Annotated in this window: 24 protein-coding genes; 15 read left to right on the forward strand and 9 right to left on the reverse strand. The window is 53.7% G+C overall.

The features are described from left to right. Nucleotides 1-10 precede the first annotated feature (10 nt). Entirely contained in the window at nt 11-925 is a 915-nt protein-coding gene (locus tag SK54_RS10610; RefSeq protein ID WP_017693224.1) for an ABC transporter permease subunit, read from the reverse strand. 68 nt (nt 926-993) lie between these two features. After that, nucleotides 994-2,115, reverse strand: a complete 1,122-nt coding sequence (locus tag SK54_RS10615) for a branched-chain amino acid ABC transporter substrate-binding protein (protein WP_017693225.1) — start codon at nt 2,113-2,115, stop codon at nt 994-996. A gap of 411 nt (nt 2,116-2,526) precedes the next feature. Between SK54_RS10615 and SK54_RS10620 the strand changes: the two genes are divergently transcribed. Continuing rightward, nucleotides 2,527-3,195 (forward strand): YecA/YgfB family protein, encoded by a 669-nt coding sequence (locus SK54_RS10620; protein ID WP_003859671.1) that lies wholly within the window; start codon nt 2,527-2,529, stop codon nt 3,193-3,195. 316 nt (nt 3,196-3,511) lie between these two features. On the opposite strand, the gene tyrP is transcribed toward SK54_RS10620, so the two are convergent. Continuing rightward, nucleotides 3,512-4,723, reverse strand: a complete 1,212-nt coding sequence (tyrP, locus tag SK54_RS10625) for a tyrosine transporter TyrP (RefSeq protein WP_026080699.1) — start codon at nt 4,721-4,723, stop codon at nt 3,512-3,514. A gap of 191 nt (nt 4,724-4,914) precedes the next feature. Here tyrP and SK54_RS10630 point away from each other — a divergent pair, with 191 nt between their 5' ends. Next, nucleotides 4,915-5,151 (forward strand): YecH family metal-binding protein, encoded by a 237-nt coding sequence (locus SK54_RS10630; RefSeq protein WP_015570248.1) that lies wholly within the window; start codon nt 4,915-4,917, stop codon nt 5,149-5,151. Nucleotides 5,152-5,187: 36 nt separating this feature from the next. On the opposite strand, the gene ftnA is transcribed toward SK54_RS10630, so the two are convergent. Then, entirely contained in the window at nt 5,188-5,685 is a 498-nt protein-coding gene (gene ftnA, locus SK54_RS10635; RefSeq protein ID WP_003859676.1) for a non-heme ferritin, read from the reverse strand. Between the two features lie 200 nt (nt 5,686-5,885). Next, the gene (yecR, locus tag SK54_RS10640) at nt 5,886-6,224 is read right to left on the reverse strand and encodes a YecR family lipoprotein (RefSeq protein ID WP_047365526.1); all 339 of its coding nucleotides are present in this window, start codon (nt 6,222-6,224) and stop codon (nt 5,886-5,888) included. Between the two features lie 245 nt (nt 6,225-6,469). On the opposite strand from yecR, the gene SK54_RS10645 reads away from it, so the two are divergent. Next, nucleotides 6,470-7,108: an RpiB/LacA/LacB family sugar-phosphate isomerase gene (locus SK54_RS10645; protein WP_003859680.1), complete on the forward strand. Its 639-nt coding sequence runs from the start codon at nt 6,470-6,472 to the stop codon at nt 7,106-7,108. A 42-nt stretch (nt 7,109-7,150) separates the two neighbouring features. On the opposite strand, the gene SK54_RS10650 is transcribed toward SK54_RS10645, so the two are convergent. After that, nucleotides 7,151-8,569, reverse strand: coding sequence for an MFS transporter (locus SK54_RS10650; protein WP_017384426.1), 1,419 nt, complete (start codon nt 8,567-8,569; stop codon nt 7,151-7,153). 214 nt (nt 8,570-8,783) lie between these two features. Here SK54_RS10650 and azuC point away from each other — a divergent pair, with 214 nt between their 5' ends. Together azuC and SK54_RS10655 are read left to right on the forward strand one after the other, a co-directional pair. After that, nucleotides 8,784-8,867: a stress response protein AzuC gene (azuC, locus tag SK54_RS22510; protein ID WP_003859682.1), complete on the forward strand. Its 84-nt coding sequence runs from the start codon at nt 8,784-8,786 to the stop codon at nt 8,865-8,867. 106 nt (nt 8,868-8,973) lie between these two features. Beyond that, nucleotides 8,974-9,225: a DUF2766 family protein gene (locus SK54_RS10655; protein WP_003859683.1), complete on the forward strand. Its 252-nt coding sequence runs from the start codon at nt 8,974-8,976 to the stop codon at nt 9,223-9,225. Nucleotides 9,226-9,305: 80 nt separating this feature from the next. Here SK54_RS10655 and SK54_RS10660 read toward each other — a convergent pair whose 3' ends face one another. Both SK54_RS10660 and SK54_RS10665 read right to left on the reverse strand, forming a co-directional pair. Further along, the gene (locus SK54_RS10660) at nt 9,306-10,649 is read right to left on the reverse strand and encodes an anaerobic C4-dicarboxylate transporter (RefSeq protein ID WP_017693227.1); all 1,344 of its coding nucleotides are present in this window, start codon (nt 10,647-10,649) and stop codon (nt 9,306-9,308) included. Between the two features lie 575 nt (nt 10,650-11,224). Next, nucleotides 11,225-11,728 carry a non-heme ferritin-like protein gene (locus SK54_RS10665; protein ID WP_047365527.1) on the reverse strand — a complete coding sequence of 168 codons (504 nt, stop codon included), beginning with the start codon at nt 11,726-11,728 and terminating at the stop codon, nt 11,225-11,227. Nucleotides 11,729-12,230: 502 nt separating this feature from the next. Between SK54_RS10665 and SK54_RS10670 the strand changes: the two genes are divergently transcribed. From SK54_RS10670 to otsA, 6 genes are all read left to right on the forward strand, one after another. Continuing rightward, a complete protein-coding gene (locus tag SK54_RS10670; RefSeq protein ID WP_047365571.1) occupies nt 12,231-12,788 on the forward strand; it encodes a DJ-1 family glyoxalase III in 558 nt (185 codons plus the stop codon). A gap of 317 nt (nt 12,789-13,105) precedes the next feature. Then, nucleotides 13,106-14,095: an arabinose ABC transporter substrate-binding protein AraF gene (araF, locus tag SK54_RS10675; protein ID WP_017384422.1), complete on the forward strand. Its 990-nt coding sequence runs from the start codon at nt 13,106-13,108 to the stop codon at nt 14,093-14,095. A 71-nt stretch (nt 14,096-14,166) separates the two neighbouring features. Further along, entirely contained in the window at nt 14,167-15,681 is a 1,515-nt protein-coding gene (gene araG / locus SK54_RS10680) for an L-arabinose ABC transporter ATP-binding protein AraG (RefSeq protein WP_003859688.1), read from the forward strand. Nucleotides 15,682-15,695: 14 nt separating this feature from the next. After that, nucleotides 15,696-16,676 (forward strand): arabinose ABC transporter permease AraH, encoded by a 981-nt coding sequence (araH, locus tag SK54_RS10685; RefSeq protein WP_003859689.1) that lies wholly within the window; start codon nt 15,696-15,698, stop codon nt 16,674-16,676. Nucleotides 16,677-16,829: 153 nt separating this feature from the next. Continuing rightward, entirely contained in the window at nt 16,830-17,633 is an 804-nt protein-coding gene (gene otsB / locus SK54_RS10690) for a trehalose-phosphatase (RefSeq protein WP_048247152.1), read from the forward strand. Further along, nucleotides 17,608-19,032, forward strand: coding sequence for an alpha,alpha-trehalose-phosphate synthase (otsA, locus tag SK54_RS10695; RefSeq protein ID WP_017384419.1), 1,425 nt, complete (start codon nt 17,608-17,610; stop codon nt 19,030-19,032). Before otsB ends, otsA begins: the two co-directional genes overlap by 26 nt. Before the next feature lie 15 nt (nt 19,033-19,047). On the opposite strand, the gene uspC is transcribed toward otsA, so the two are convergent. After that, entirely contained in the window at nt 19,048-19,476 is a 429-nt protein-coding gene (uspC, locus tag SK54_RS10700; RefSeq protein ID WP_017384418.1) for a universal stress protein UspC, read from the reverse strand. A 796-nt stretch (nt 19,477-20,272) separates the two neighbouring features. Here uspC and flhD point away from each other — a divergent pair. The 4 genes from flhD to motB all read left to right on the forward strand — a co-directional run bounded on the left by flhD (nt 20,273) and on the right by motB (nt 23,141). Continuing rightward, nucleotides 20,273-20,623: a flagellar transcriptional regulator FlhD gene (gene flhD, locus SK54_RS10705; RefSeq protein ID WP_003859693.1), complete on the forward strand. Its 351-nt coding sequence runs from the start codon at nt 20,273-20,275 to the stop codon at nt 20,621-20,623. A gap of 2 nt (nt 20,624-20,625) precedes the next feature. Next, nucleotides 20,626-21,204, forward strand: coding sequence for a flagellar transcriptional regulator FlhC (flhC, locus tag SK54_RS10710; RefSeq protein ID WP_003859695.1), 579 nt, complete (start codon nt 20,626-20,628; stop codon nt 21,202-21,204). A 123-nt stretch (nt 21,205-21,327) separates the two neighbouring features. Then, nucleotides 21,328-22,215, forward strand: coding sequence for a flagellar motor stator protein MotA (gene motA, locus SK54_RS10715; RefSeq protein WP_003859696.1), 888 nt, complete (start codon nt 21,328-21,330; stop codon nt 22,213-22,215). Further along, a complete protein-coding gene (motB, locus tag SK54_RS10720) occupies nt 22,212-23,141 on the forward strand; it encodes a flagellar motor protein MotB (protein WP_003859697.1) in 930 nt (309 codons plus the stop codon). Before motA ends, motB begins: the two co-directional genes overlap by 4 nt. Nucleotides 23,142-23,144: the final 3 nt, after the last annotated feature.

Below are 23,144 nucleotides of genomic sequence, written 5' to 3' on the forward strand. Positions count from 1 at the left end.
GCGTTGTTCCTTACACTTTAGCCACGACGGGGCGGCCCAGCAGCCCCTGAGGACGAAAGATCAGAATTAAGACCAGCAATCCAAACGAGAACACGTCTTTATAATCCGAGTTCACCATCCCGGAGAATTGCGCTTCTGCGACGCCCAGAATCAGCCCGCCAAGCATCGCACCGGGCAGAGAGCCGATGCCGCCCAGCACCGCCGCCGTAAAGGCCTTGATGCCGATAACAAACCCGACGTAAAAATCAAAGGTGCCGTAATTCATGGTGATTAGCACGCCCGCCAGCCCGGCCATGGCTGCGCCGATAACAAACACCAGCGAAATAATTCTGTCGGTGTTGATACCCAGGATGGAGGCCATCTTACGATCCTGCTGTACCGCACGGCACATGCGTCCTAAGCGGGTACGGTTGATAATCCAGGTCAGCACCAGCATGCCCGCGAACGAGGCGATGAGAATAAAGACTTTGGTATAGGTTATCTGGACAAACCCTTCGCCGAGGTGAAAACGCAGCACGCCATCAAGCATGGTGGGCACGCCCTGCTGGCGCGGGCCCTGGCTGAGCTGGACGTAGTTTTGCAGTATCAACGACATCCCGATGGCCGAAATCAGCGGTGCCAGACGCGTCGAGTTGCGTAGCGGCTTATAGGCGATGCGCTCAATCGTCCAGCCATAAACGCCGGTGATCACGATGGTGAAAACCAGCGTCCCCAGGATCAGCAGCGGAAAGGAGTGGAGTCCAAAAAACGCCAGCAGGGCCAGGCCAATGGCCGAGAGATAGGCGGAGATCATATACACTTCGCCGTGGGCGAAATTGATCATACCGATGATGCCGTACACCATGGTGTAGCCGATGGCGATAAGACCGTAGACCGAACCCAGCGTTAAGCCATTAATTAATTGTTGCAGGAAGAATGTACTCATGGTCGCGCACCTGAATAAAGGGTTACGCCGACAGTCAGACCTGCCGGCGCTGAGCAGATTCCGTCCCGTTATGGCACTTCTTTATATTTGCCTTTGTCATCCCACTGATAGACCACGTAGTCAGAGACTTTGAGGTCACCTTTGCTGTCCCAGGCTTTTTTACCCATCACCGTGTCGACAGGGTTGGCCTTCAGCCACTCGCTGGCTTTTGCGGAATCCGTCCCTTTTGTGGCCTTGAATGCCGCCGCGATAGCCTGCACAGACGCGTAGGCGTAGAGGGTGTATCCCTCGGGTTCAAATTTACCGGCGCGGAATTTCTCGATGACGGCTTTTCCGTCCGGGATCTGGCGCGGATCTTTACCAAAGGTCATGTAAATACCGTTGGTGTACTGCGCCCCACCGGCGGCGGTGACCATCTCTTCATTGACGATACAGTCTCCCGAGAAGAACTTCGCCTGCACGCCCTGTTCACGCATCTGGCGAACCAGCGGGCCCGCTTCCGGGTGACAGCCCCCGAAGAACACCACGTCCGGTTTTTGTGCGCCGATTTTGGTCACCAGCGCGTTAAAGTCTTTCTCCCCGCGGGATAACCCTTCGTACATCACCTCCTTCACGCCGCGTTTCGCCAGCGCCGCTTTAGTGGCGTCCGCCAGCCCCTGACCGTAGGTGTCTTTATCGTGGATGATGACCACCCGTTTGGCTTTCAGCTTATCAAGAATGAAATCGCTGGCGACCTGGCCCTGCTGGTCGTCACGTCCGCACATGCGAAATATATCGCTCATGCCACGTTCGGTAATAAGCGGGTTCGTTGAGCCGGGGGTGATGGAGAGGATCCCTGCATCGCTGTAGACCTCGGAGGCGGGCATGGTCGACGAGGAGCAGAAGTGGCCGACGACCGCTTTCACCTTATCCTGATCGACTAAGCGGTTGGCAACGGCGACGGCCTGTTTGGGCTCGCAGGCGTCGTCGCCCTGAACCAGTTTGATTTTCTCACCGTTGATCCCACCGGCGGCGTTAATGTCTTCCGCCGCCTGCGTAGCGCCATGCCAGTATTGATCGCCGTAGGTTGCGTTCGGGCCTGTGAACGGCCCGGCCACGCCGATGACGATATCGGCCTGCGCGGAAAAGGCCGTCACCAGACAACCGGCCAGCACCAGGGAGAGGGGAGTTTTGGTAAATTTCAGCGACATTATTATGTTCCTTAGCAAAGAGGTTTTTGCACCAGGTATAAACCCGAACGCCTGATGGCATCGTAAATCCAAAAACAAGAGCGAGAACAAAATGCACTTTAGAAGCAATCTCATGCTTAATACGGCGAGGATCCCACGCACCGCGAAGCGCGCAGAACATTAAGCAAAAAGGTTGCCAGAATGGTTAATCCCTTGACCGGGTCACAACACGTTGAGTATAGAGCGCCGTTTTATGCGTCTTTGCGGGATGAGATGAATTTACAGCGGAGATCACATCTCCTTAACAACAAAGCCCATAAGTTGTGCAACGGTCACGATTTGCACGTTTTTGCAGCAATAAAGACCTAAACTTCAGATAGGCACGCGCGGCGATATATGTCAGGATCGTTTTTTTTATCAGGAGTATCAGCAATGGCTGAAGGCCCATTAAATGAAAGCGAGATGGCGTGGCTGGAAGAGACATTAATCTCTTACGGTCACGACGATGCATCCGTGATTGACGTGTCCGAACTGGACGGCATGCTTACCGCAGTACTTTCCGGTCCCGTTGTGGTGGAGCCCGACACCTGGCTGGTGGCGGTCTGGGGTGGTGAGAAATATATTCCGCGCTGGAAAAACGATCGTGAGATGAACCGTTTTATCGATCTCTGCTTTAAGCACATGAACGATATTGCCGAGCGTTTGAGCGAATACCCGGATCAGTTTGAACCGCTGTTTGGCTATAACGACGTTGACGGTCAGAGCTATACCGTGGTGGAAGAGTGGTGCTATGGCTACATGCGCGGCGTGGCGCTGACGGACTGGTCATCCCTTCCGGAAGCGCTGGAAGCGGACCTGGCGGTGATTGCCCTGCACGGGACGGAAGAGAACAGCGAGAAGCTGGATGCGCTGACCGAAGAGGAGTACATGGCCAGCATCGAAAGCATTCAGCCTGCGGCGCTGCGTTTGTATAACTACTGGGTGGCTAACCCGCAGCAGCCGGAAGCGAAAAAGCCGATCGTGAACGGGTCGAAGGTGGGGCGTAACGATCCGTGCCCGTGCGGGAGTGGGAAGAAGTTTAAAAGCTGCTGCCTGCATTAAATCAATTATTACTGTGGCCTGAATGGGGCACGGGTGTTGAGTCCCCGCTAAAATCGGCGAACCGGAGACCAGATGACAAGGGCTGGACGCCATGGATGGCGGCCAGAGGCGAATCGAGACAGGATGTCGAGTTGAGCCGACCGCAGGCAGATGGTCGGGAGGTGAGCGCAGTGCGAAGCACCGATTTTCCGCGGGGCCGCGGGGATTGATAAGGGGGCCGCGGCGGCCCCCTTATCCCGTTCACATGCTGTGAAAAAATTATATTCTGTTGATCTTAAGGTGAACGGAACAGTACCTCAGGACCTGTATAAATAAGTTATCCCACTTCCGGCAGCATCCCCGCTGCAATCAGCACCTGCACCAGAATAATCACCACCCCACAACCAAACACCGCGCACAGCATTGGCGTACCGCCCGCTACGCGATACCCCTGCTGCGGATGTTGCTGGCGGCTCTTCCACGCCAGCAGGGAAGGCAGCAGCAGGGCCAGTACCGATAACGCCACGCCAGCATACCCCAGCGCCATCACAAACCCGCGCGGGTAAAAGAGCGCGAAGGCCAGCGGCGGCAGGAAGGTCATCGCCCCCGTCTGTAAGCGTCCCGCAACGGTATTGCGACGCTGGAACAGATCCGCCATATAGTCAAACAGGCCAAGCGCTACGCCGAGGAAGGACGTTGCCAGCGCCAGGTCTGCAAACAGATGTACCGCCAGCTCCACGTGTGAAGAGGCCACCACGTTACGCAGGGCAACCAGGAATCCATTCAGACCAGAATGCTCTGCCATCAGTCCGATAAAGGTATTGGAATCAATACTGCCCAGCGTCACCAGCTGCCAGAACAGGTAAGCAATCAACGGAATGGCGCTGCCGATAACAAAGACGCGGCGCAGCTTGCGAATATCACCGTTCATATAGCTCACGATGCTCGGCACGCTGCCGTGAAAACCGAAGGAGGTGAAAATAACCGGGATGGCCGAAAGCGCCAGACCTTTCTCCAGCGGGAGGGAGAGCAGGTTAACCTTGTGCACATGCGGTGCCAGCAGCACCAGCATCACAATCAGGAAGAGAATTTTGGCGCTGAACAAAAAACGGTTAAACAGATCGACCAGCGATGTGCCCGCGCAAACTACGCCGCCACCGATCAACGTAAAGACAATGGCACCTGTTTCCGGTGAAAGCGACGCACCGAAGCCGTCATTGATACTTGACGCAATCAGCTCCCCGGCGCCGCTGATGTAAGCGGCAGTCAGGGCGTACATCAGGAACATCATGCTGAAACCGGTGATCCACTGCCCGTAGCGTCCAAGATAGCGTGCAGCCAGGGAGCCTAAGCCAGTATCGGCAGGGACATGCTGATAAACCTCCAGCAATAATAGCGCGGTGTAACACATCAGGGCCCACAGACCGCCAAGCAGCACTACGGTAACCCCAAACCCGACGCCGGCGGCAGCCAACGGCATGGCCAACATTCCTGCGCCAATTGTCGTTCCGGCGACGATAAAAATACTTCCCAGAGTTCTGTTCTTCACGCTTTCCTCTACAACGCTTCCATACCGCGACTCATTCTGCGGCGCAGAGTAAGGGAAAAGCACCATCTCGTCAAATCACCGTTACATGGGGTGTAATGATTAATTTACAAAAAGAAAAGGGTAACCTGAGCCAGCGCAAAGCGTGCCGTGGAGGGAACGTTTAGTCTGCTTTTTATTTGCGAGAGGTAACCATGTCAATTCACGGACACGACGTGCTGAATATGATGATTGAGTCAGGTGAGCGCTATACGGAGGAGAGTCTGGTTGAGGCGATACATGCCCGCTTTGGCGAAGCGGCGCGTTTCCATACCTGTTCAGCTTCGGAGATGACGGCCGCGGAGCTGGTGGCGTTTCTGGCGGCGCGCGGAAAATTCATTCTAGCAGCAGACGGATTTTCCACTCACGAAAGTAAAATCTGCCGCCATTAAATAATGCGGTGCTGAAAACTCAGCACCGCTTTTCTGTTAATTCTGGGTATCGAGCGTCGACAGCTCTTTATCAATGAAGTACAGACCTTCACCGGATTTACCTGCCAGAGATAATTTATCCAGCACGGATTTAAACAGCTTCTCTTCTTCGTGCTGTTCAGCCACATACCACTGAAGGAAATTAAAGGTTGGATAATCCTGGCTGGTCATGGCGGCATGAGCCAGTTCATTAATTTTCTGGGTGATCAGCTGTTCATGCTCATAGGTGGCGCGGAACAACTCATCAAGAGAGCCGTATTCGGCAAAAGGCGATGCCACGTTATCAATGCGCGGCAGGCTGCCGGTGTCCGTCAGGTAATCAAACAGACGCTGCATGTGCGTCATCTCTTCCTGGGCATGACGACGCAGGAAGGCGGCCGCCCCTTCAAAGCTGTGATAGCTGCACCAGGCGCTCATCTGCTGATAAAGCAGGGAAGAAAAAAGCTCAAGATTCATTTGCGCATTGAGCTTGTCGATCATTTCAGTTTTTAACATGGTGCAGCTCCGGTTTATTAATTCTGGTTCACGATGAGCGACACTATAATTTGTTATTTAATTATTTGCAAAAAGTAAAATAAATATTTCTTTATTAAAAATACGAATGGGAATAAAACGCATTGCCGCCCTTTATATTTATTAATGAGAATTGTTTTAGTTCTTATTAAATAAACTGCCAGTATGACTGGCAGTAGCGGTTAATACCACGGATTCTGACTGGAAGCGGTAACGGCATATCCCTGACATTTATACTGAATGGTCACACTTTCGTTCAGACAGAGTGAGCCGCTGATCAGGGTGCAGGTTTTAATCGGCTGCCCGTAGGCTGACGCGGTGGCATAGCCCATGTGTTGGCAGGCTTTGGTTGCCGTACCGTTATTAACATAGTCATCAGACCAGGCGTTTTGCAGCATGGCCTGGCCATAGTCGAGGCGCACAATTCCGTTTGGGGCATCCGTACTGCTGACTTCTGCCTGACGGTTGATACTGCACCCGGCGAGCAACAGGATCGTTCCGGCTATGATTACACGTTTCATGGTTCACTCTGCGTGACGGGAAATACGCCATTGTAACCAACGCGATGGTACGCAATGGCTGGAATAGCCGGAGGATCTGCCCTCTCACTGTGCAACGAGCCGGGCCACCGCGCGAAATTGTGAGCGCATCTTTGTTTTTTAAAACAAGTTTTCACTTAATTTGAAAGTGCGTTTGTTTGATAGTAAGGTTAAGTTGAAAAGGTATCCACAGCGGGATCGCCCGCCATGCATTCAGGAGAGACAAGATGAAAATTGCACTGATGATGGAAAACAGCCAGGCCGCTAAGAATCCCATCATCCTTAATGAGCTGAAAGCCGTTGCTGATGAGAAAGGTTTTCCGGTCTATAACGTCGGTATGAGTGATGAGAACGATCATCATCTCACCTATATTCACCTGGGCATCATGGCGAGCATTCTGCTTAACGCTAAAGCCGTTGATTTTGTTGTTACCGGCTGCGGTACCGGGCAGGGCGCGCTGATGTCCCTGAACATCCATCCGGGTGTGATTTGCGGTTACTGCATCGATCCTGCGGATGCTTTCCTGTTTGCGCAAATCAACAACGGTAACGCGCTTTCTCTGCCGTTTGCGAAGGGCTTCGGCTGGGGGGCAGAACTGAACGTACGCTTTATCTTTGAGAAAGCGTTTACCGGACGCAATGGCGAAGGCTATCCACCAGAGCGTAAAGAGCCGCAGGTGCGTAACGCCGGGATTCTGAACCAGGTGAAAGCGGCGGTGGTGAAAGAAAACTATCTGGATACCCTGCGAGCAATCGATCCTGAGCTGGTTAAAACCGCCGTATCAGGCCAGCGCTTCCAGCAGTGCTTCTTCGAGAACTGCCAGGACAAAGAGATTGAAGCCTTCGTGCGCGGTATTGTTGGCTGATTTACTTTGCCGGGCGGTGCGTTGCCTGCCCGGCAGATAGCGTTACTTTTTCGATGAGACCGCGCTGCCCGCATCTTTGGTCAGACGCAGCGTGTCAACCATTCCCACCAGGCAGATCAGCGCGATTGCCACAAATGCCAGCCGGAAGCTCATTCCCGGCATACCGGCAATCCCCATCGCCTCACTGACTTTTTCCCCGATACGAATACCAATCGCCCCGAGCGTGATCCCAAGCCCCACGGCAAGCTGCGTTGCGGTTGAAAACAGGGTATTGGCATAGCTCATCTGCGCCGATGGCACATCCGCAAAAGCCAGCGTACTGATGGCTGTAAACTGAATCGAACGGAAAACGCCGCCCAGATAAAGGATCAGCATGATGAGCCACGCGGGCGTCTGCGGCGTAAGAAACGCGCAGGCCAGCAACGCCAGGACATTCAACGCACCGTTAATCAGCAACAGCCGCTTAAACCCCAGGCTGCGGATAAGCGGCGTCGTCGCCGGTTTAATGGTGAGATTGCCAACGAAAACCGCCAGCACCAGCAGGCCAGAATGGAACGCGTCCATGCCAAAGCCGACCTGGAACATCAGCGGTAACAGGAACGGAACCGCGCTGATGGAGGCGCGAAACAGCGATCCGCCGTACAGGGTGACGCGAAACGTCGGCACCTGCATCGCATCGAGCCTGATCATCGGCCAGGTTGCCCGCTTAAAGTGACGCAGCGCCAGGCTTAAGGCGACGACACCGACGATAAACAGCGTGGCGGTTAATCCTGTTCGCAGAGGCTCTGCGCCCATCAACTCCATCGCATAAACCAGGCTCACCATGGCAAGGGTGGTGACAACAAAACCCGGTAAATCAAACGGTCGGCGCGTATCTTCATGCAGGTCTGGAATGATGCGCAGCGCCAGCAAAATGGCGATTATCCCCAGCGGCACGTTAATAAAGAAGATCCAGCGCCAGTCGGCATAGCTGGTAATGAACCCACCCAGCGGCGGGCCGATGATCGGCGCGACCAGCGCAGGCCACGTCAGGGTGGCGATTGCCGTGATGAGCTGATGTTTTGGCGTGGTGCGTAGCACGGCCAGGCGACCTACGGGCACCATCAGCGCGCCACCCATGCCCTGGAGGACGCGCATCGCAACGAACTGATCGAGCGTGGTGGACAGGCCGCAAAATACCGAGGCCAGCGTGAAGATCGCCAGCGCGAGGGCAAACACTTTTCGCGCGCCGAAGCGGTCGGCGATCCAGCCGCTGGCGGGGATCAGTACGGCCAGGGTGATCAGATAGGCGCTGATGCCGATATTCAGATCCACCGCCTGGTCGCCGAAGCTTTTTGCCATATCCGGCAACGCGGTGGCGATCACCGTCCCATCCAGAAATTCCATAAAGAAAGCACCGGCCACCAGCAGCGCCGCAGGCGATAATCCACGGCTCTCTTTGCCGGATACGTTTTCACTCATTCTCTTCCTGCCCGCTCAAAAAATTTTATAAACATTTACTGGAATTTATAAGCCTGTAACGTGCGGATTTATCATGGCTTTTTTTAACAAACCAGCAGCACTGAGGGTTTAATAACCGTGATGCAGGTCACAAAATGGTTGATTTTTGTGATGGTGGTCATATTATAAGCGTATTGACAATAACACCTGCATAACACGTTACTGGAGCAACATAATGAAACTGCGCAAAATCCTGAAAAGCATGTGGGCAAACTACTGCACAACGTTTAAAGACGTCCCACCGGGTGCGATGTTCTGATAAAAAAACCTGCTTCGGCAGGTTTTTTTATGTCTGCGGACGACGAGAGGGAGATGGAAGGGCGTCTGTTTTGCTACTATGGCGCCCTTTGAATAAGGAGAACCCCATGTCACAAAACCTGAGCGCCGATCAGGAACTGGTATCTGACGTCGTCGCCTGCCAGCTGGTTATCAAACAAATCCTTGATGTGATTGACGTTATCGCGCCGGTTGAGGTACGCGAAAAGATGTCGACCCAGTTGAAAAACATCGATTTCACCAACCATCCTGCTGCGGCGGACCCGGTTACGCTCCGCGCGATCCAGAAAGCGATTGCGCTGATTGAACTCCGCTTCACACCGCAGGGTGAGTCACACTAAAATAAACCGATGTTTTAAAATTAGAAACTCTTTTCTGCTTTTACGTCGAAGGGCGACAGAGCCTGTCGCCCGCAGAAGGATCAGAAGAACGTCTGCACCAGCAGATAGCTCACCACGCAGGCACAGCTGACGCCAATCAGCCCCGGCAGAATAAAGCTGTGGTTGATGATGAATTTACCGATGCGGGTGGTGCCGGAGCGATCGAACCCGATACAGGCCAGATCGCTCGGATAGGTGGGCAGCACAAAGTAGCCGTAGGATGCCGGGAAGAAGGCCACCAGCATTTTCGGATCGATGCCCAGCATCAACCCCATCGGGGCGACCGCGGTCAAGGCCGCAGCCTGGCTGTTGACCAGTTTTGATACCAGGAACAGCACGATGGCATACGTCCAGGGATGACTTTTCACCACCCCCTCCAGCGCCATTTTCAGCTCGTCGAGATGCGCCTGAAAAAAGGTATCGCTCATCCACGCCACGCCAAACACCGAGAAAATCGCGACCATCCCCGCCTTAAACACCGCCCCGTTTGAAATGGCCGACGCATTCACCTTGCAGGTCATCAGCATGATGGCCCCGGCGATCAGCATCATCATTTGAATGACAAGGTTCATCGACAGGGCCGTCATTTTGCCTTTGATCTCAAACGCCGGACGCAGCTCGGGCAGCGCACCCAGCAGGACCACTACGGCAATCCCGGCGAAGAAGATCCACGTGGACCAGTAGGCCTGTTTCGGGAAACGTTGATCCATCAACGTCTCCGTTCCTCCATAGATAAACTCCCGCTGTTTCGGATCTTTCAGCTTTTCCTGAAATTCAGGATCGTCTGCGAGGTTTTTCCCGCGACGCAAGCTCCACAGTGCCGCAATGGCGACGCCAGACAGTGAGGCCGGTACGGAGACCGCAAGAATTTCAAGGATCCCCCACGCGTGGCCGATACCGTGCTGCGCACCAAGAATCGAGACCAGCGAAACGACGGCCACGGAAACGGGGGAGGCGGTGATCGCCATCTGAGATGCCACCGAGGCCACCGCCATCGGGCGTTCCGGGCGTATGCCTTTTTTCAGGGCGATATCCGCGATAATGGGAAACATGGTGTAGACGACGTGCCCGGTCCCGCACAGGAAGGTCAACATCCAGGTGGTAAACGGTGCGAGAAGGGTGATGTGCTGGGGATGTTTACGCAGCAGGCGCTCTGCAAACTGCATCATTACATTCAGGCCACCGGCGGTCTGTAGCGTGGCCGCACAGCCGATGACGGCGAGGATCGTGAGCATTACGTCAACCGGCGGTTTACCGGGTTGCAGACCAAAGACAAAACTCAAAACAAACAGGCCGATGCCGCTTATCAGCCCCAGGCCCATCCCGCCGAAGCGGGTGCCTATCAGCAGGCAGAGGATAATGACAATAAACTCAATGGTGATCATGATGCTCCCTCGTTAATGAATGTAATTAAACAAATCATTACACGATGTATGGTTATTCATTGGGAGCAAGATCTGATTTGTTAAATGTCAGCAAAAGCAGGGAGTTGGTACCCACTCCCTGTCGGGCTGAGGGATCCCCAGTAATTTGAAAGCACAAGCTATAACGTTGCCTCAGAATAACTGAGGGCTTTCAGCGATGCCTCGGTCCGGCTGTAAATCGCTGAGGCGTTTCCTGTAGGCCGGGGCGAGGCGCAGGGATGCGCCGAGAGGGCGGGCTTTACAGGGATGTTACCTCCGCCCGTCCCCGATAAGCCGGAAGGAATAAGCCGAAGGCACCGCGAAGCGGCGATTTTCCGCCGGAAGCCCGGGTCGCCAGGGTGGTGGCGACTGAGCCACCCTGGCACGTTCACCGGTCATGCCGTGACAGAGTAGCAAGGAACATAAAGTGAACGGAATGACCACCAGAGCCGTATGTTCCCCCTCACCCCAGCCCTCTCCCTCAAGGGAGAGGGGGCCGTCTGTGCAGGCATTATTTTGTGGGGAACTCTCAGCCCTGACGGGAGCGGGTGAAGGACTTAGTGGTGTTGCACGGTAGCAATGTCGAGAAGATGGCGGTCCGTCTGCTCCAGACAAATCCCCGCGCGTTTCGCATTGCGGATTTCATCTGCGAGCGTCTTCAGCAGCATGCCATCCTGCTGCTGCTCTCTGTCCATATCGCGTAAAAACTTGAGGGTAATGATGTCCTGTTGCGCCTTGGCTTCATCAGCCAGTTTGCTCAGCTTCGCACAGCGTTGCTCATACTCTTCGAGCGTTTTCTGGAACAGATCTTCCAGAGAAGTGTAATTATCTTCAATCGTTTCAAGCTCTTTGACGGTAGGGTTTGCCCCGACAGCTTTCAAAAAGTTAAAGACGCGCATCATGTGCGTGACGTTACTTTGCGCCTGAGTACGAAAGAAGGTGGCAGTGCCGTTGAGGCTTTTTCTGGAACACCACGCGCTCAAATGCAGATGCAGATTTGAAGCATAAAACTCCAGGTTCATCTGGGCATTCAGTTTTTGCATCATCGTTTGGTTAGTCATTCTCATATCCTTATTGACTGTGGGACTTGATGTCCGCTACTTAACCTGACCCGGCAGGTATTGACGATTGAATGGCAGAAATAGATTTCTGCAAGGTAAAAACTCGAAAATTCACTTCCTGTGTTCGATTAAAATAAGCATACGCTTCTCTTTGACTTAAGAAAACTCTTAATTGGGCTGTGTTTACCATACATTACAAATTTAAATATAGCCCAGAACAGAAAGAGGGGTAAGAGATTGGATTTAATATAACTTGTTGATTTTAATGGGTGTGAAATTAATATTGCTCATTTTTATCGTTTCAGGAAACGTTCTTTGGCGGGAAATTCTGTAAAAGTGTTAAATCAGAAATAATATCTGCAAATATATCCTGTCGTATCAAATTTGAGCTAAATCAATTTTCACTCAATATACGGTTCTGTGATCGCGTCGCAAGATTGTGATCTGATAAAGAGTGAAAATGAAACACTGTTTTACATCGTTTCATTCGTTGAGGTTTATGATGGCTAACGTTGCGGTGCTGCTGGCACCCGGTTTTGAAGAAGCAGAAGCGATTATCACGATTGATATTCTGCGGCGTTTACAGATTGAGGTGGAGACGCTGGCCTGTGCGGAGTCCCGTGCGGTAGTGAGTTACCACAATATCCCCATGGTGGCTGACAGTACGTTAACGGAGCGCATTAATACGCTGTATGACGCAGTCGTGTTGCCCGGAGGGCCGCAGGGGAGCGTCAATCTTGCGGCTAGCAAGCAGGTGCTCCGCTTTGTTTCCGCGCATGACGAGCAGGGCAAACTCATCTGCCCAATCTGCTCTGCGGCCGCGCGGGTGCTGGGCGGTAACGGGCTACTGAAGGGGCGCCGCTACGTCTGTTCCGGCGACCTCTGGCAGAGCGTTGATGATGGAGTATATGTGGATGCGCCGGTCGTGGTAGATAATAACCTCATCAGCGGCAAGGGGCTGGGGCACGCTTTTGACTTTGCGCTGGCGCTCTCTGCTCGTCTGTTGGGTGACGACGCCCCCGTGCGCGATCATGCTGAACACATCTATTACCGCTGGTAATTTTTTCTGCCGGGCGCTAAGGCGTCCGGGTTACAGGGATTTCTTAGCTGACCTTATGGATAATCCTGCTTAACTCCTTTCCATTTGTAGGACAATTACGTCCTTTTTTATGTCATTTTTCGCTGAATTTATGTACGCAATTACTGTAATTCTGCGGTGTGATGTCGCTCTCTTATGGATGATTAATTTCCCGCTAAAACTATCTCCAGCAATAACGCTTATGACGAGGTAAGCGCTAATGCCTTGTTTTAAGTCCGATTAAATAAGTTGTTCGCCATTATTCCCTACAGATAAGAATGCTAAAGCTGGAGTTTACCATGCACAAATTTACTAAAGCGCTGGCGGCCATCGGCCTGGCTGCCGTTATGTCACAATCCGCTATCGCTGAAAATTTAAAGCTCGGTTTTCTGGTTAAACAGCCGGAAGAGCCGTGGTTCCAGACCGAATGGAAATTTGCTGATAAAGCCGGAAAAGATTTGGGATTTGAGGTAATTAAAATCGCCGTACCTGACGGTGAGAAAACGCTGAACGCCATTGATAGCCTGGCGGCCAGCGGCGCGAAAGGTTTCGTTATCTGTACGCCGGATCCAAAACTGGGGTCAGCGATTGCCGCGAAAGCGCGCGGTTACGACATGAAAGTGATTGCGGTGGACGATCAGTTCGTGAACGCCAAAGGTAAACCGATGGATACCGTTCCGCTGGTAATGATGGCGGCCACTAAAATCGGTGAGCGTCAGGGCCAGGAGCTCTACAAAGAGATGCAAAAACGCGGCTGGGATGTCAAAGAGACCGCCGTGATGGCCATTACCGCTGACGAGCTGGACACCGCCCGTCGTCGTACTACCGGGTCCATGGACGCCCTGAAAGCGGCTGGCTTCCCGGAAAAACAGATCTACAAAGTCCCGACCAAATCCAACGATATTCCGGGCGCCTTTGATGCGGCGAACTCCATGCTCGTCCAGCATCCGGAAGTGAAGCACTGGCTGGTGGTGGGGATGAACGACAACACCGTACTGGGCGGCGTGCGTGCAACGGAAGGCCAGGGCTTTAAAGCACCGGACGTGATCGGGATCGGCATCAACGGCGTTGACGCCGTGAGCGAACTGTCTAAAGCGCAGGCGACCGGTTTCTACGGCTCTCTGCTGCCAAGCCCGGATGTCCACGGCTATAAATCCAGCGAAATGCTCTACAACTGGGTGACCAAAGGGGTTGAGCCGCCGAAATTCACCGAAGTGACCGATGTGGTGCTGATCACCCGCGATAACTTCAAAGAGGAGCTGGCGAAAAAAGGACTGGGCGGTAAGTAATACGCTGTGATTGCGCCCCTCACTCACCGTGAGGGGCCAGACGTACACACTACAGGAATCACGGAGTCGTTATGCAACAGTCTGATCCGTATCTCTCTTTCCGCGGCATCGGTAAAACGTTCCCCGGTGTAAACGCGCTGACCGATATCAGCTTCGACTGCTATGCCGGCCAGGTTCACGCCCTGATGGGGGAGAATGGCGCGGGAAAATCCACGCTGCTAAAAATTCTCAGCGGCAACTACACACCCACCACCGGCACGCTGGCTATTCGCGGCGAAGAGGTGGCCTTTGCCGACACCACGGCAGCGTTAAATGCGGGCGTCGCCATCATCTATCAGGAGCTGCATCTCATTCCTGAAATGACCGTGGCGGAGAACATCTATCTGGGCCAGCTTCCGCATAAAAGCGGCGTGGTCAACCGCTCGCTGCTCAACTATGAAGCGGGCTTGCAGCTCAAGCACCTTGGGCTGGATGTCGATCCGCAAACGCCCCTTAAGTATCTCTCCATCGGCCAGTGGCAGATGGTGGAAATTGCCAAAGCGCTGGCACGTAACGCCAAAATTATCGCTTTTGACGAGCCAACCAGCTCGCTCTCGGCGCGTGAAATAGAAAATCTCTTTCGCGTGATCCGCGAGCTGCGCAAAGAGGGCCGCATCATTCTGTACGTTTCTCACCGAATGGAAGAGATTTTTGCCTTAAGCGATGCCATCACCGTGTTTAAAGATGGCCGCTACGTGCGCACCTTCACCGATATGCAGCAGGTCAACCATGACCAACTGGTGCAGGCGATGGTCGGACGCGATCTGGGGGATATTTACCACTGGAAACCGCGCGAGTATGGCCCTGAGCGTCTGCGTCTGGATAACGTCAAAGCCCCGGGCGTGCGCACGCCCATTTCACTCTCGGTGCGCAGCGGCGAAATCGTCGGGCTGTTTGGCCTTGTGGGGGCAGGGCGCAGCGAGCTGATGAAAGGGCTGTTTGGCGGCACCCGAATAACTCAGGGCCAGGTTTTCGTCGACGGGAAAAAGGTCGATATTCAGAAGCCTGCGCAGGCGATTAACGCGGGGATTATGCTCTGCCCGGAGGATCGAAAGGCCGAGGGCATTATTCCGGTGCACTCGGTGCGCGACAACATCAACATCTCTGCCCGGCGCAAGTTCATCCGCGCGGGATGTCTGATTAACGACGGCTGGGAGGCGAGCAACGCGGATCACCATATCCGTTCGCTGAACATCAAAACCCCCGGGGCTGAACAGCTGATCATGAACCTGTCCGGCGGCAATCAGCAAAAAGCCATTCTGGGGCGCTGGCTGTCGGAAGATATGAAGGTCATTTTGCTGGATGAGCCAACGCGCGGTATCGACGTGGGGGCGAAACACGAAATCTATAACGTCATCTATGAACTGGCAAAACGCGGTGTGGCGGTCCTGTTCGCCTCCAGCGATCTGCCTGAGGTGCTGGGCGTCGCCGACCGCATTGTTGTGATGCGTGAAGGTGAAATTGCCGGTGAATTGCTGCATGAACAGGCGAATGAACAACAGGCGTTGAGTCTCGCCATGCCTAAAGTTAGCCAGGCTGTCGCCTGAGTAAGGAGTCAATGATGTCCTCTGTTACTACATCCGGAGCGCCGAAGTCGGCTTTCAGTTTTGGCCGCATCTGGGACCAGTACGGCATGCTGGTGGTCTTTGCTGCCCTGTTCGTCGCCTGCGCGATTTTTGTGCCGAATTTCGCCACGTTCATCAATATGAAGGGGCTGGGGCTGGCTATCTCCATGTCCGGCATGGTGGCCTGCGGAATGCTATTCTGCCTGGCCTCCGGCGATTTTGACCTGTCGGTTGCCTCGGTGATTGCCTGTGCAGGGGTCACCACTGCCGTGGTGATCAACATGACCGAAAGCCTGTGGATCGGCGTGCTGGCCGGGCTGCTGCTCGGCGTGCTGAGCGGCCTGGTGAACGGGTTTGTCATTGCGCGCCTGAAGATTAACGCCCTGATTACGACGCTGGCGACCATGCAAATCGTGCGCGGTCTGGCCTATATCATCTCCGACGGGAAAGCCGTGGGGATTGAAGACGAGCGTTTCTTCACGCTGGGCTATGCCAACTGGCTGGGTCTGCCTGCGCCAATCTGGCTGACGGTAGGCTGTTTGATCCTGTTCGGTTTCCTGCTTAACCGCACCACGTTTGGCCGTAACACGCTGGCGATTGGCGGCAATGAAGAGGCGGCGCGTCTGGCGGGTGTTCCGGTCGTACGGACCAAGATCATTATCTTCGTGCTTTCCGGGCTGGTATCGGCGGCGGCGGGGATTATTCTGGCGTCGCGTATGACCAGCGGCCAGCCAATGACCTCCATTGGTTATGAGCTAATCGTCATCTCAGCCTGCGTTTTAGGGGGCGTTTCCCTCAAGGGCGGCATCGGAAAAATCTCATATGTGGTGGCGGGGATCCTGATTCTGGGGACCGTGGAGAACGCCATGAACCTGCTTAATATTTCTCCGTTCTCTCAGTACGTCGTACGCGGCCTGATCCTGCTGGCAGCGGTGATCTTCGACCGTTACAAGCAAAAAGCGAAGCGTACTGTCTGATTTATTTTTAGCCATCAATATGCTCAACTATTAACCATAGTTGACCCCCTGACCGGCCCGCCAGTTTTGCTGACGGGCCGGTTGCCAAATGGCGAGCACCGTCACACTGTCTATACTTACATGGCTGTTTTGTTCACTGTAAGGAGGATTAGGGTGGCTGACTTGTTAACCGCACCGCCTGTACTGCCCGGAAAATTTGCTTTCTTTTTTGACCTCGACGGGACGCTCGCCGGGATTGAACCGCATCCGGATGACGTCGTTGTACCGGACACGGTGTTAGAGAATTTGCAGCAGCTCTCCCGACAGAACGAGGGGGCACTGGCATTGATTTCAGGGCGCTCAATGGCCGAGCTGGACGTGCTCGCCAGTCCTTATCACTTTCCGCTGGCCGGTGTGCACGGAGCGGAGCGCCGCGATATCCATGATCAACTGCATATAGTTTCACTCCCCGACACGCTGATTCAGGCGCTGCATACGCAACTCTCTTCGGCTCTGGAAATGCTTCCCGGCACGGAACTGGAAGCCAAAGGCATGGCCTTTGCGCTGCACTACCGTCAGGCGCCCCATCATGAGGCGGCGACCTTTGCGGTGGCAAGAAGCGTGGCGGAAGCCCATCCGGAGCTGGCGTTACAGCCGGGTAAATGTGTGGTCGAGATTAAACCGGCAGGAATTAATAAAGGCGCTGCCATTGCAGCGTTTATGGCGGAAGCGCCGTTCAAAGGGCGTACGCCAGTCTTTTTTGGGGATGACCTGACCGACGAGGCCGGGTTCAGGGTGGTAAACCAGGCCCAGGGCATGTCTGTTAAGGTTGGATCTGGTGAAACCATTGCCGGATGGCGGCTGGAAAATGTCGCCAGCGTCTGGCAGTGGATATCTGACGTCGCTAACCAGCAACAACAACAAATAGCGCAAAACAACGGGAGAAATCATTATGGGTCGCTTAGTCGTCGTCTCTAATCGCATCGCACCGCCGGATGATAAAAAAGCCAGTGCCGGTGGCCTGGCGGTCGGGGTATTAGGTGCCCTCAAAGCCGCAGGTGGTCTCTGGTTTGGCTGGAGCGGGGAAATCAGTAATGATGAGAAACCGCTAAAAAAGGTGTCACGGGGCAATATCACGTGGGCCTCCTTCGCCCTTAGTGAGAAGGACTACGATGAATATTATTCCGAGTTCTCAAACGCCGTGCTGTGGCCAGCGTTTCACTATCGTCTGGATCTGGTGAAATTCCAGCGTGAATCCTATGAAGGCTACATGCGCGTAAACGCGCTGCTGGCAGATAAACTGCTGCCGCTGATCGAAGATGACGATATTTTATGGATCCACGATTACCATCTGCTGCCCTTCGCCAGGGAGCTGCGTAAACGGGGTGTGAAGAACCGGATCGGCTTCTTCCTGCATATTCCGTTCCCGACCCCAGAGATCTTTACGGCGCTGCCGCAGCATGATGAAATTCTTGAAGCATTGTCTGATTACGACCTGCTCGGTTTCCAGACGGAAAATGACAGGCTGGCGTTCCTCGACAGCGTGTCGGGTAAAACCCGGCTGGTCACTCACGGCGGCAAATCTCACACCGCGTGGGGACGAAATTTCCATACCGAAGTCTACCCGATTGGTATTGAGCCAGACGAAATCGCCGAGCAGGCCTCTGGTCCGCTGCCGCCGAAGCTTGCCCAGCTCAAGGACGAACTCAAGCACGTTAAGAATATCTTTTCGGTTGAACGACTGGATTATTCCAAAGGGTTGCCGGAGCGATTCCTCGCTTATGAAACCCTGCTGGATAAATTCCCGCAGCATCACGGCAAGATCCGCTATACCCAGATAGCGCCGACCTCGCGCGGTGAGGTTCAGGCTTACCAGGATATTCGTCACCAGCTGGAGACCGAAGCAGGGCGCATCAACGGGCGCTATGGTCAGCTTGGCTGGACTCCACTTTTCTATCTGAATCAGCACTTTGAGCGCAAAATCCTGATGAAAGTGTTCCGCTATGCGGACGTCGGGCTGGTCACCCCGCTGCGCGACGGGATGAATCTGGTGGCAAAAGAGTATGTAGCAGCACAAGATCCTGCTGACCCGGGCGTGCTGGTGCTGTCCCAATTTGCCGGTGCGGCAAACGAGTTAACCTCGGCGCTGATTGTGAACCCTTACGATCGCGATGATGTGGCAAATGCCCTGAACCGCGCGTTAACCATGCCGCTTGCGGAACGTATTTCACGTCATTCAGAAATGATGGAGACCATCGTTAAGAATGATATCAACCGCTGGCAGGCGCGTTTTATTGACGATTTGCGCGCGATCCAGCCGCAAACTCAGGAAGGTGATCTGCAAAAAAAGATCGCGACCTTCCCTAAACTCGCCTGATTTTCTCCGGGGGCATTAATTGCCCCCGAGAGGCACCAGCAGGACATCCACCTGGCTTGACGAAACGATGGATTTTGCCGAGCATGCCGCCCGGGAAAAAAAGCTCTGGTTATGATTTCCACAAATGACCAGGTCAACATTCTGTTTCTGACAAATGTCGAGAATATGTCCACTTAACTCGCCGGTGGCAATCACCGTCTGGTGGACAGGATATTTTGCCCGCTCAACCAGCTCGCGCAGAAATTGCTGCGTTTCCTCCTGAAGAACCTCACGAATATCTTCCAGCATTGGCGCTGCCAGTTGATTATACATTTCGGGTTCAGCAGCCAGGGTAATCAGACTTATGCGGGCATTATTCGGGCGGGCAATGGAAACGGCACGGGCGACGAGTTGATGACTTTCGGGGGAAACCGCAACAGAAACAAGAAGATGGGAGTAACTCATCACACACTCCTTTTATGTCAGAATGACACGTTTCTCAAGCTTTACCGCGAATCTGCCGCTTCTGCAAGAGGCACATGCGACAATAGTGTGAAGCTTATCATAATTATTCATTAATTATTCTTATAAGAAGAATAACGAAATGGGGACGCTAAATGAAAGTAATTAACAACTTAACGTAAATCACACATTTAGCCTTCCGTGCTGTTAAATCGCGTTAACCGATCGTCAACGCAAGCGTGATGGTTACCCATGGAAACTTTTTTCTCGAAAGGAAAACTTAAGCTGCTGTTTTTACTTAATTAACTCCGCCTCTTCTCTGGCGTTCGCGCCCGTTGTGACGCGAAAGGGCAGTGCTTCTTCGACGTAGCAATTTTCATACCCGATCCCCTCATCCTTCTGCATGAGTATTCGTTCCATAAGAATATAAACAAGCTTTAGTTGCTCAATAAATAGTCAAATTACAAGTCACGCTGATGGATTTATGGGTTACATTCGCGTAAATTATGTGACGGAGATCACATTTTTTTTAAATTCCAGGGGGGGCTGCATTGTATGTGTCAAAACTGACGAGTAGAGTTTGCGTCGAATTAGGAAAAATCTTAGTTATTTGTAAGAAAAGATAAAATGTGTAACCGACATTTTGGCCATGTTAACCGGTCACGCGCTTTACGACGTACAAACCTAAATTCAACTATGCATTTGGCCTTTTCTTTTTATACCGGGTGATTTCCCGGCGACATCACGGGGTGCGGTCTTTCCGCATAAAAATAATAGTTGGTTATTCGGGATGGGAAAAATGCATACATCCGAGTTGCTAAAACATATTTATGACATCAATTTGTCGTATTTATTGCTCGCGCAGCGTTTGATTAGTCAGGACAAACCGTCAGCGATGTTTCGTCTGGGTGTTAACGAAGAGATGGCAACCATGCTGGGTGGATTAACCCTCCCGCAAATGGTCAAGCTGGCTGAAACCAATCAACTTGTCTGCCAGTTCCGTTTTGATAACCCGCAGACCATTACGCGTCTGACTCAGGAATCCCGCGTGGACGATCTGCAACAGATCCACACTGGTATTCTTCTCTCCACCCGCCTGCTCAACGAAATCAGCCAGCCTGATGACGTAGCCCGGAAGAAAAGGGCTTAACAATGAGCGAAAAAAGCATTGTTCAGGAAGCCCGTGATATCCAGCTGGCGATGGAACTCATCACGCTCGGTGCGCGTTTACAAATGCTGGAAAGCGAGACGCAGCTGAGCCGTGGTCGTCTGATCAAGCTGTACAAAGAATTGCGTGGTAGCCCGCCGCCAAAAGGCATGCTGCCGTTTTCGACTGACTGGTTCATGACCTGGGAGCAGAACATTCATGCTTCCATGTTCTGTAACGCCTGGCAGTACCTGCTTAAAACGGGCTTATGCAGCGGCGTTGATGCCGTGATCAAAGCCTACAAACTTTACCTTGAGCAATGCCCGCAGCAGGAAGAGGGACCCCTGCTGGCGCTGACCCGCGCCTGGACGCTGGTGCGTTTTGTTGAAAGCGGAATGCTTGAATTGTCCCGCTGCAACTGCTGTGACGGCAATTTCATTACCCACGCGCACCAGCCTGCGGGCAGCTTCGCCTGTAGTTTGTGCCAGCCTCCATCCCGAGCCGTAAAAAGACGTAAACTTTCCCGGGATGCTGCCGATATTATTCCACAACTGCTGGATGAACAGATCGAACACGCTGTTTAACCCGAACCTGTGGGCAAGATTCCAGCAGCGGTAAGCGATTACCGCTGCTTTTTTTTACCCTGCGTTCAGGTCATGCGCTCGAAATGAACGTCCTGCCATAGTCACTAGCGGAAGGATGATGTCGTGCTTATCTTATTAGGTTACCTGGTAGTTCTCGGTACAGTTTTCGGCGGTTACATGATGACCGGCGGGCACCTTGGAGCACTCTATCAACCGGCTGAACTTGTCATCATCGGCGGTGCAGGGGTAGGGGCTTTTATCGTTGGTAACAACGGCAAATCGATCAAGGGCACGCTGAAGGCGATTCCGCTGCTGTTTCGTCGCTCGAAATACACCAAAAGCATGTATATGGATCTGCTGGCGCTGCTCTATCGCCTGATGGCGAAGTCACGTCAGCAGGGGATGTTCTCGCTGGAGCGGGACATCGAAAACCCGAAAGAGAGCGAAATTTTCGCCAGCTACCCGCGTATTCTGGCCGACGCGATGATGCTCGATTTTATCGTCGATTACCTGCGACTGATCATCAGCGGCAACATGAACACCTTCGAAATTGAAGCCCTGATGGACGAAGAGATCGAAACCCACGAGAGCGAATCCGAAGTACCGGCCAACAGCCTGGCGCTGGTGGGCGACTCGCTTCCGGCGTTCGGCATCGTGGCGGCGGTCATGGGCGTCGTTCATGCCCTGGCCTCGGCGGATCGCCCGGCGGCTGAACTGGGGGCGCTGATTGCCCACGCGATGGTGGGGACGTTCCTCGGTATTTTACTGGCCTACGGCTTTATCTCCCCGCTGGCGAGCGTGCTGCGCCAGAAGAGCGCCGAAACCACCAAAATGATGCAGTGCGTGAAAATTACGCTGCTCTCAAACCTCAACGGCTATGCGCCACCGATTGCCGTCGAATTTGGTCGTAAGACGCTTTACTCCAGCGAACGTCCGTCGTTTATCGAACTGGAAGAGCACGTGCGCGCGGTGAAAAACCCTAACCAACAGACGACAACTGAGGACGCATGAAAAACCAGTCCCATCCGATCGTCATCGTAAAAAAGCGCAAGCATAAGGGGCACGGGCACGGTTCTCACGGCTCCTGGAAGATCGCGTACGCCGACTTTATGACCGCCATGATGGCCTTCTTTCTGGTGATGTGGCTGATCTCCATCTCCAGCCCGAAGGAGCTTATTCAGATTGCGGAATATTTCAGAACGCCGCTGGCGACGGCGGTTACCGGCGGGCCGCGCATTTCTAACAGCGACAGCCCGATCCCCGGCGGCGGTGACGATTACACCCAGCAGCAGGGCGAAGTGAAAAAACAGCCGAACATCGACGAACTGAAAAAACGGATGGAGCAGGCGCGTCTGAAAAAACTGCGCGGTGACCTGGATCAGCTGATTGAAGCAGACCCTAAGCTGCGCGCGCTGCGTCCGCACCTGAAAATTGACCTGGTACAGGAAGGGCTGCGTATTCAGATCATCGACAGCCAGAACCGGCCGATGTTTAAAACCGGCAGCGCCGACGTGGAGCCCTACATGCGCGATATTCTGCGTGCGATTGCACCGGTGCTGAACGGTATTCCAAACCGCATTAGCCTGTCCGGACACACGGATGATTTCCCGTACGCCACGGGAGAGAAAGGATACAGCAACTGGGAGCTTTCTGCCGATCGCGCCAACGCCTCGCGTCGCGAGCTGGTGGCGGGTGGGCTTGATGATGGCAAGGTCCTGCGCGTGGTCGGCATGGCTGCAACCATGCGCCTTACCGACCGCGGACCGGATGACGCCATCAACCGTCGTATCAGTCTTTTAGTGCTGAACCAGCAGGCGGAGCAGGCCATCCTGCATGAAAACGCCGAAAGTCAGAATGAGTCACTGGACGATTTAAAACAGCCTGGGGCCGTCCCTTCGGCTGCCGTTCCAACATCGCCACCAGCCAATCCGAGGTGATAG

This window comes from Enterobacter sp. MGH120 (assembly GCF_001037725.1).
GTDB classification, from domain to species: Bacteria; Pseudomonadota; Gammaproteobacteria; order Enterobacterales; family Enterobacteriaceae; genus Enterobacter; species Enterobacter hormaechei_C.

Excerpts from the sequence above, each read along its gene's own strand:
- SK54_RS10610 (WP_017693224.1), bottom strand. The coding sequence starts at position 925 with ATGAGTACATTCTTCCTGCAACAATTAATTAATGGCTTAACGCTGGGT.
- SK54_RS10615 (WP_017693225.1), bottom strand. The coding sequence starts at position 2,115 with ATGTCGCTGAAATTTACCAAAACTCCCCTCTCCCTGGTGCTGGCCGGT.
- SK54_RS10620 (WP_003859671.1), top strand. The coding sequence starts at position 2,527 with ATGGCTGAAGGCCCATTAAATGAAAGCGAGATGGCGTGGCTGGAAGAG.
- SK54_RS10630 (WP_015570248.1), top strand. The coding sequence starts at position 4,915 with ATGTCAATTCACGGACACGACGTGCTGAATATGATGATTGAGTCAGGT.
- ftnA (WP_003859676.1), bottom strand. The coding sequence starts at position 5,685 with ATGTTAAAAACTGAAATGATCGACAAGCTCAATGCGCAAATGAATCTT.
- yecR (WP_047365526.1), bottom strand. The coding sequence starts at position 6,224 with ATGAAACGTGTAATCATAGCCGGAACGATCCTGTTGCTCGCCGGGTGC.
- SK54_RS10645 (WP_003859680.1), top strand. The coding sequence starts at position 6,470 with ATGAAAATTGCACTGATGATGGAAAACAGCCAGGCCGCTAAGAATCCC.
- SK54_RS10650 (WP_017384426.1), bottom strand. The coding sequence starts at position 8,569 with ATGAGTGAAAACGTATCCGGCAAAGAGAGCCGTGGATTATCGCCTGCG.
- azuC (WP_003859682.1), top strand. The coding sequence starts at position 8,784 with ATGAAACTGCGCAAAATCCTGAAAAGCATGTGGGCAAACTACTGCACA.
- SK54_RS10655 (WP_003859683.1), top strand. The coding sequence starts at position 8,974 with ATGTCACAAAACCTGAGCGCCGATCAGGAACTGGTATCTGACGTCGTC.
- SK54_RS10660 (WP_017693227.1), bottom strand. The coding sequence starts at position 10,649 with ATGATCACCATTGAGTTTATTGTCATTATCCTCTGCCTGCTGATAGGC.
- SK54_RS10665 (WP_047365527.1), bottom strand. The coding sequence starts at position 11,728 with ATGACTAACCAAACGATGATGCAAAAACTGAATGCCCAGATGAACCTG.
- SK54_RS10670 (WP_047365571.1), top strand. The coding sequence starts at position 12,231 with ATGGCTAACGTTGCGGTGCTGCTGGCACCCGGTTTTGAAGAAGCAGAA.
- araF (WP_017384422.1), top strand. The coding sequence starts at position 13,106 with ATGCACAAATTTACTAAAGCGCTGGCGGCCATCGGCCTGGCTGCCGTT.
- araG (WP_003859688.1), top strand. The coding sequence starts at position 14,167 with ATGCAACAGTCTGATCCGTATCTCTCTTTCCGCGGCATCGGTAAAACG.
- araH (WP_003859689.1), top strand. The coding sequence starts at position 15,696 with ATGTCCTCTGTTACTACATCCGGAGCGCCGAAGTCGGCTTTCAGTTTT.
- otsA (WP_017384419.1), top strand. The coding sequence starts at position 17,608 with ATGGGTCGCTTAGTCGTCGTCTCTAATCGCATCGCACCGCCGGATGAT.
- uspC (WP_017384418.1), bottom strand. The coding sequence starts at position 19,476 with ATGAGTTACTCCCATCTTCTTGTTTCTGTTGCGGTTTCCCCCGAAAGT.
- flhD (WP_003859693.1), top strand. The coding sequence starts at position 20,273 with ATGCATACATCCGAGTTGCTAAAACATATTTATGACATCAATTTGTCG.
- flhC (WP_003859695.1), top strand. The coding sequence starts at position 20,626 with ATGAGCGAAAAAAGCATTGTTCAGGAAGCCCGTGATATCCAGCTGGCG.
- motB (WP_003859697.1), top strand. The coding sequence starts at position 22,212 with ATGAAAAACCAGTCCCATCCGATCGTCATCGTAAAAAAGCGCAAGCAT.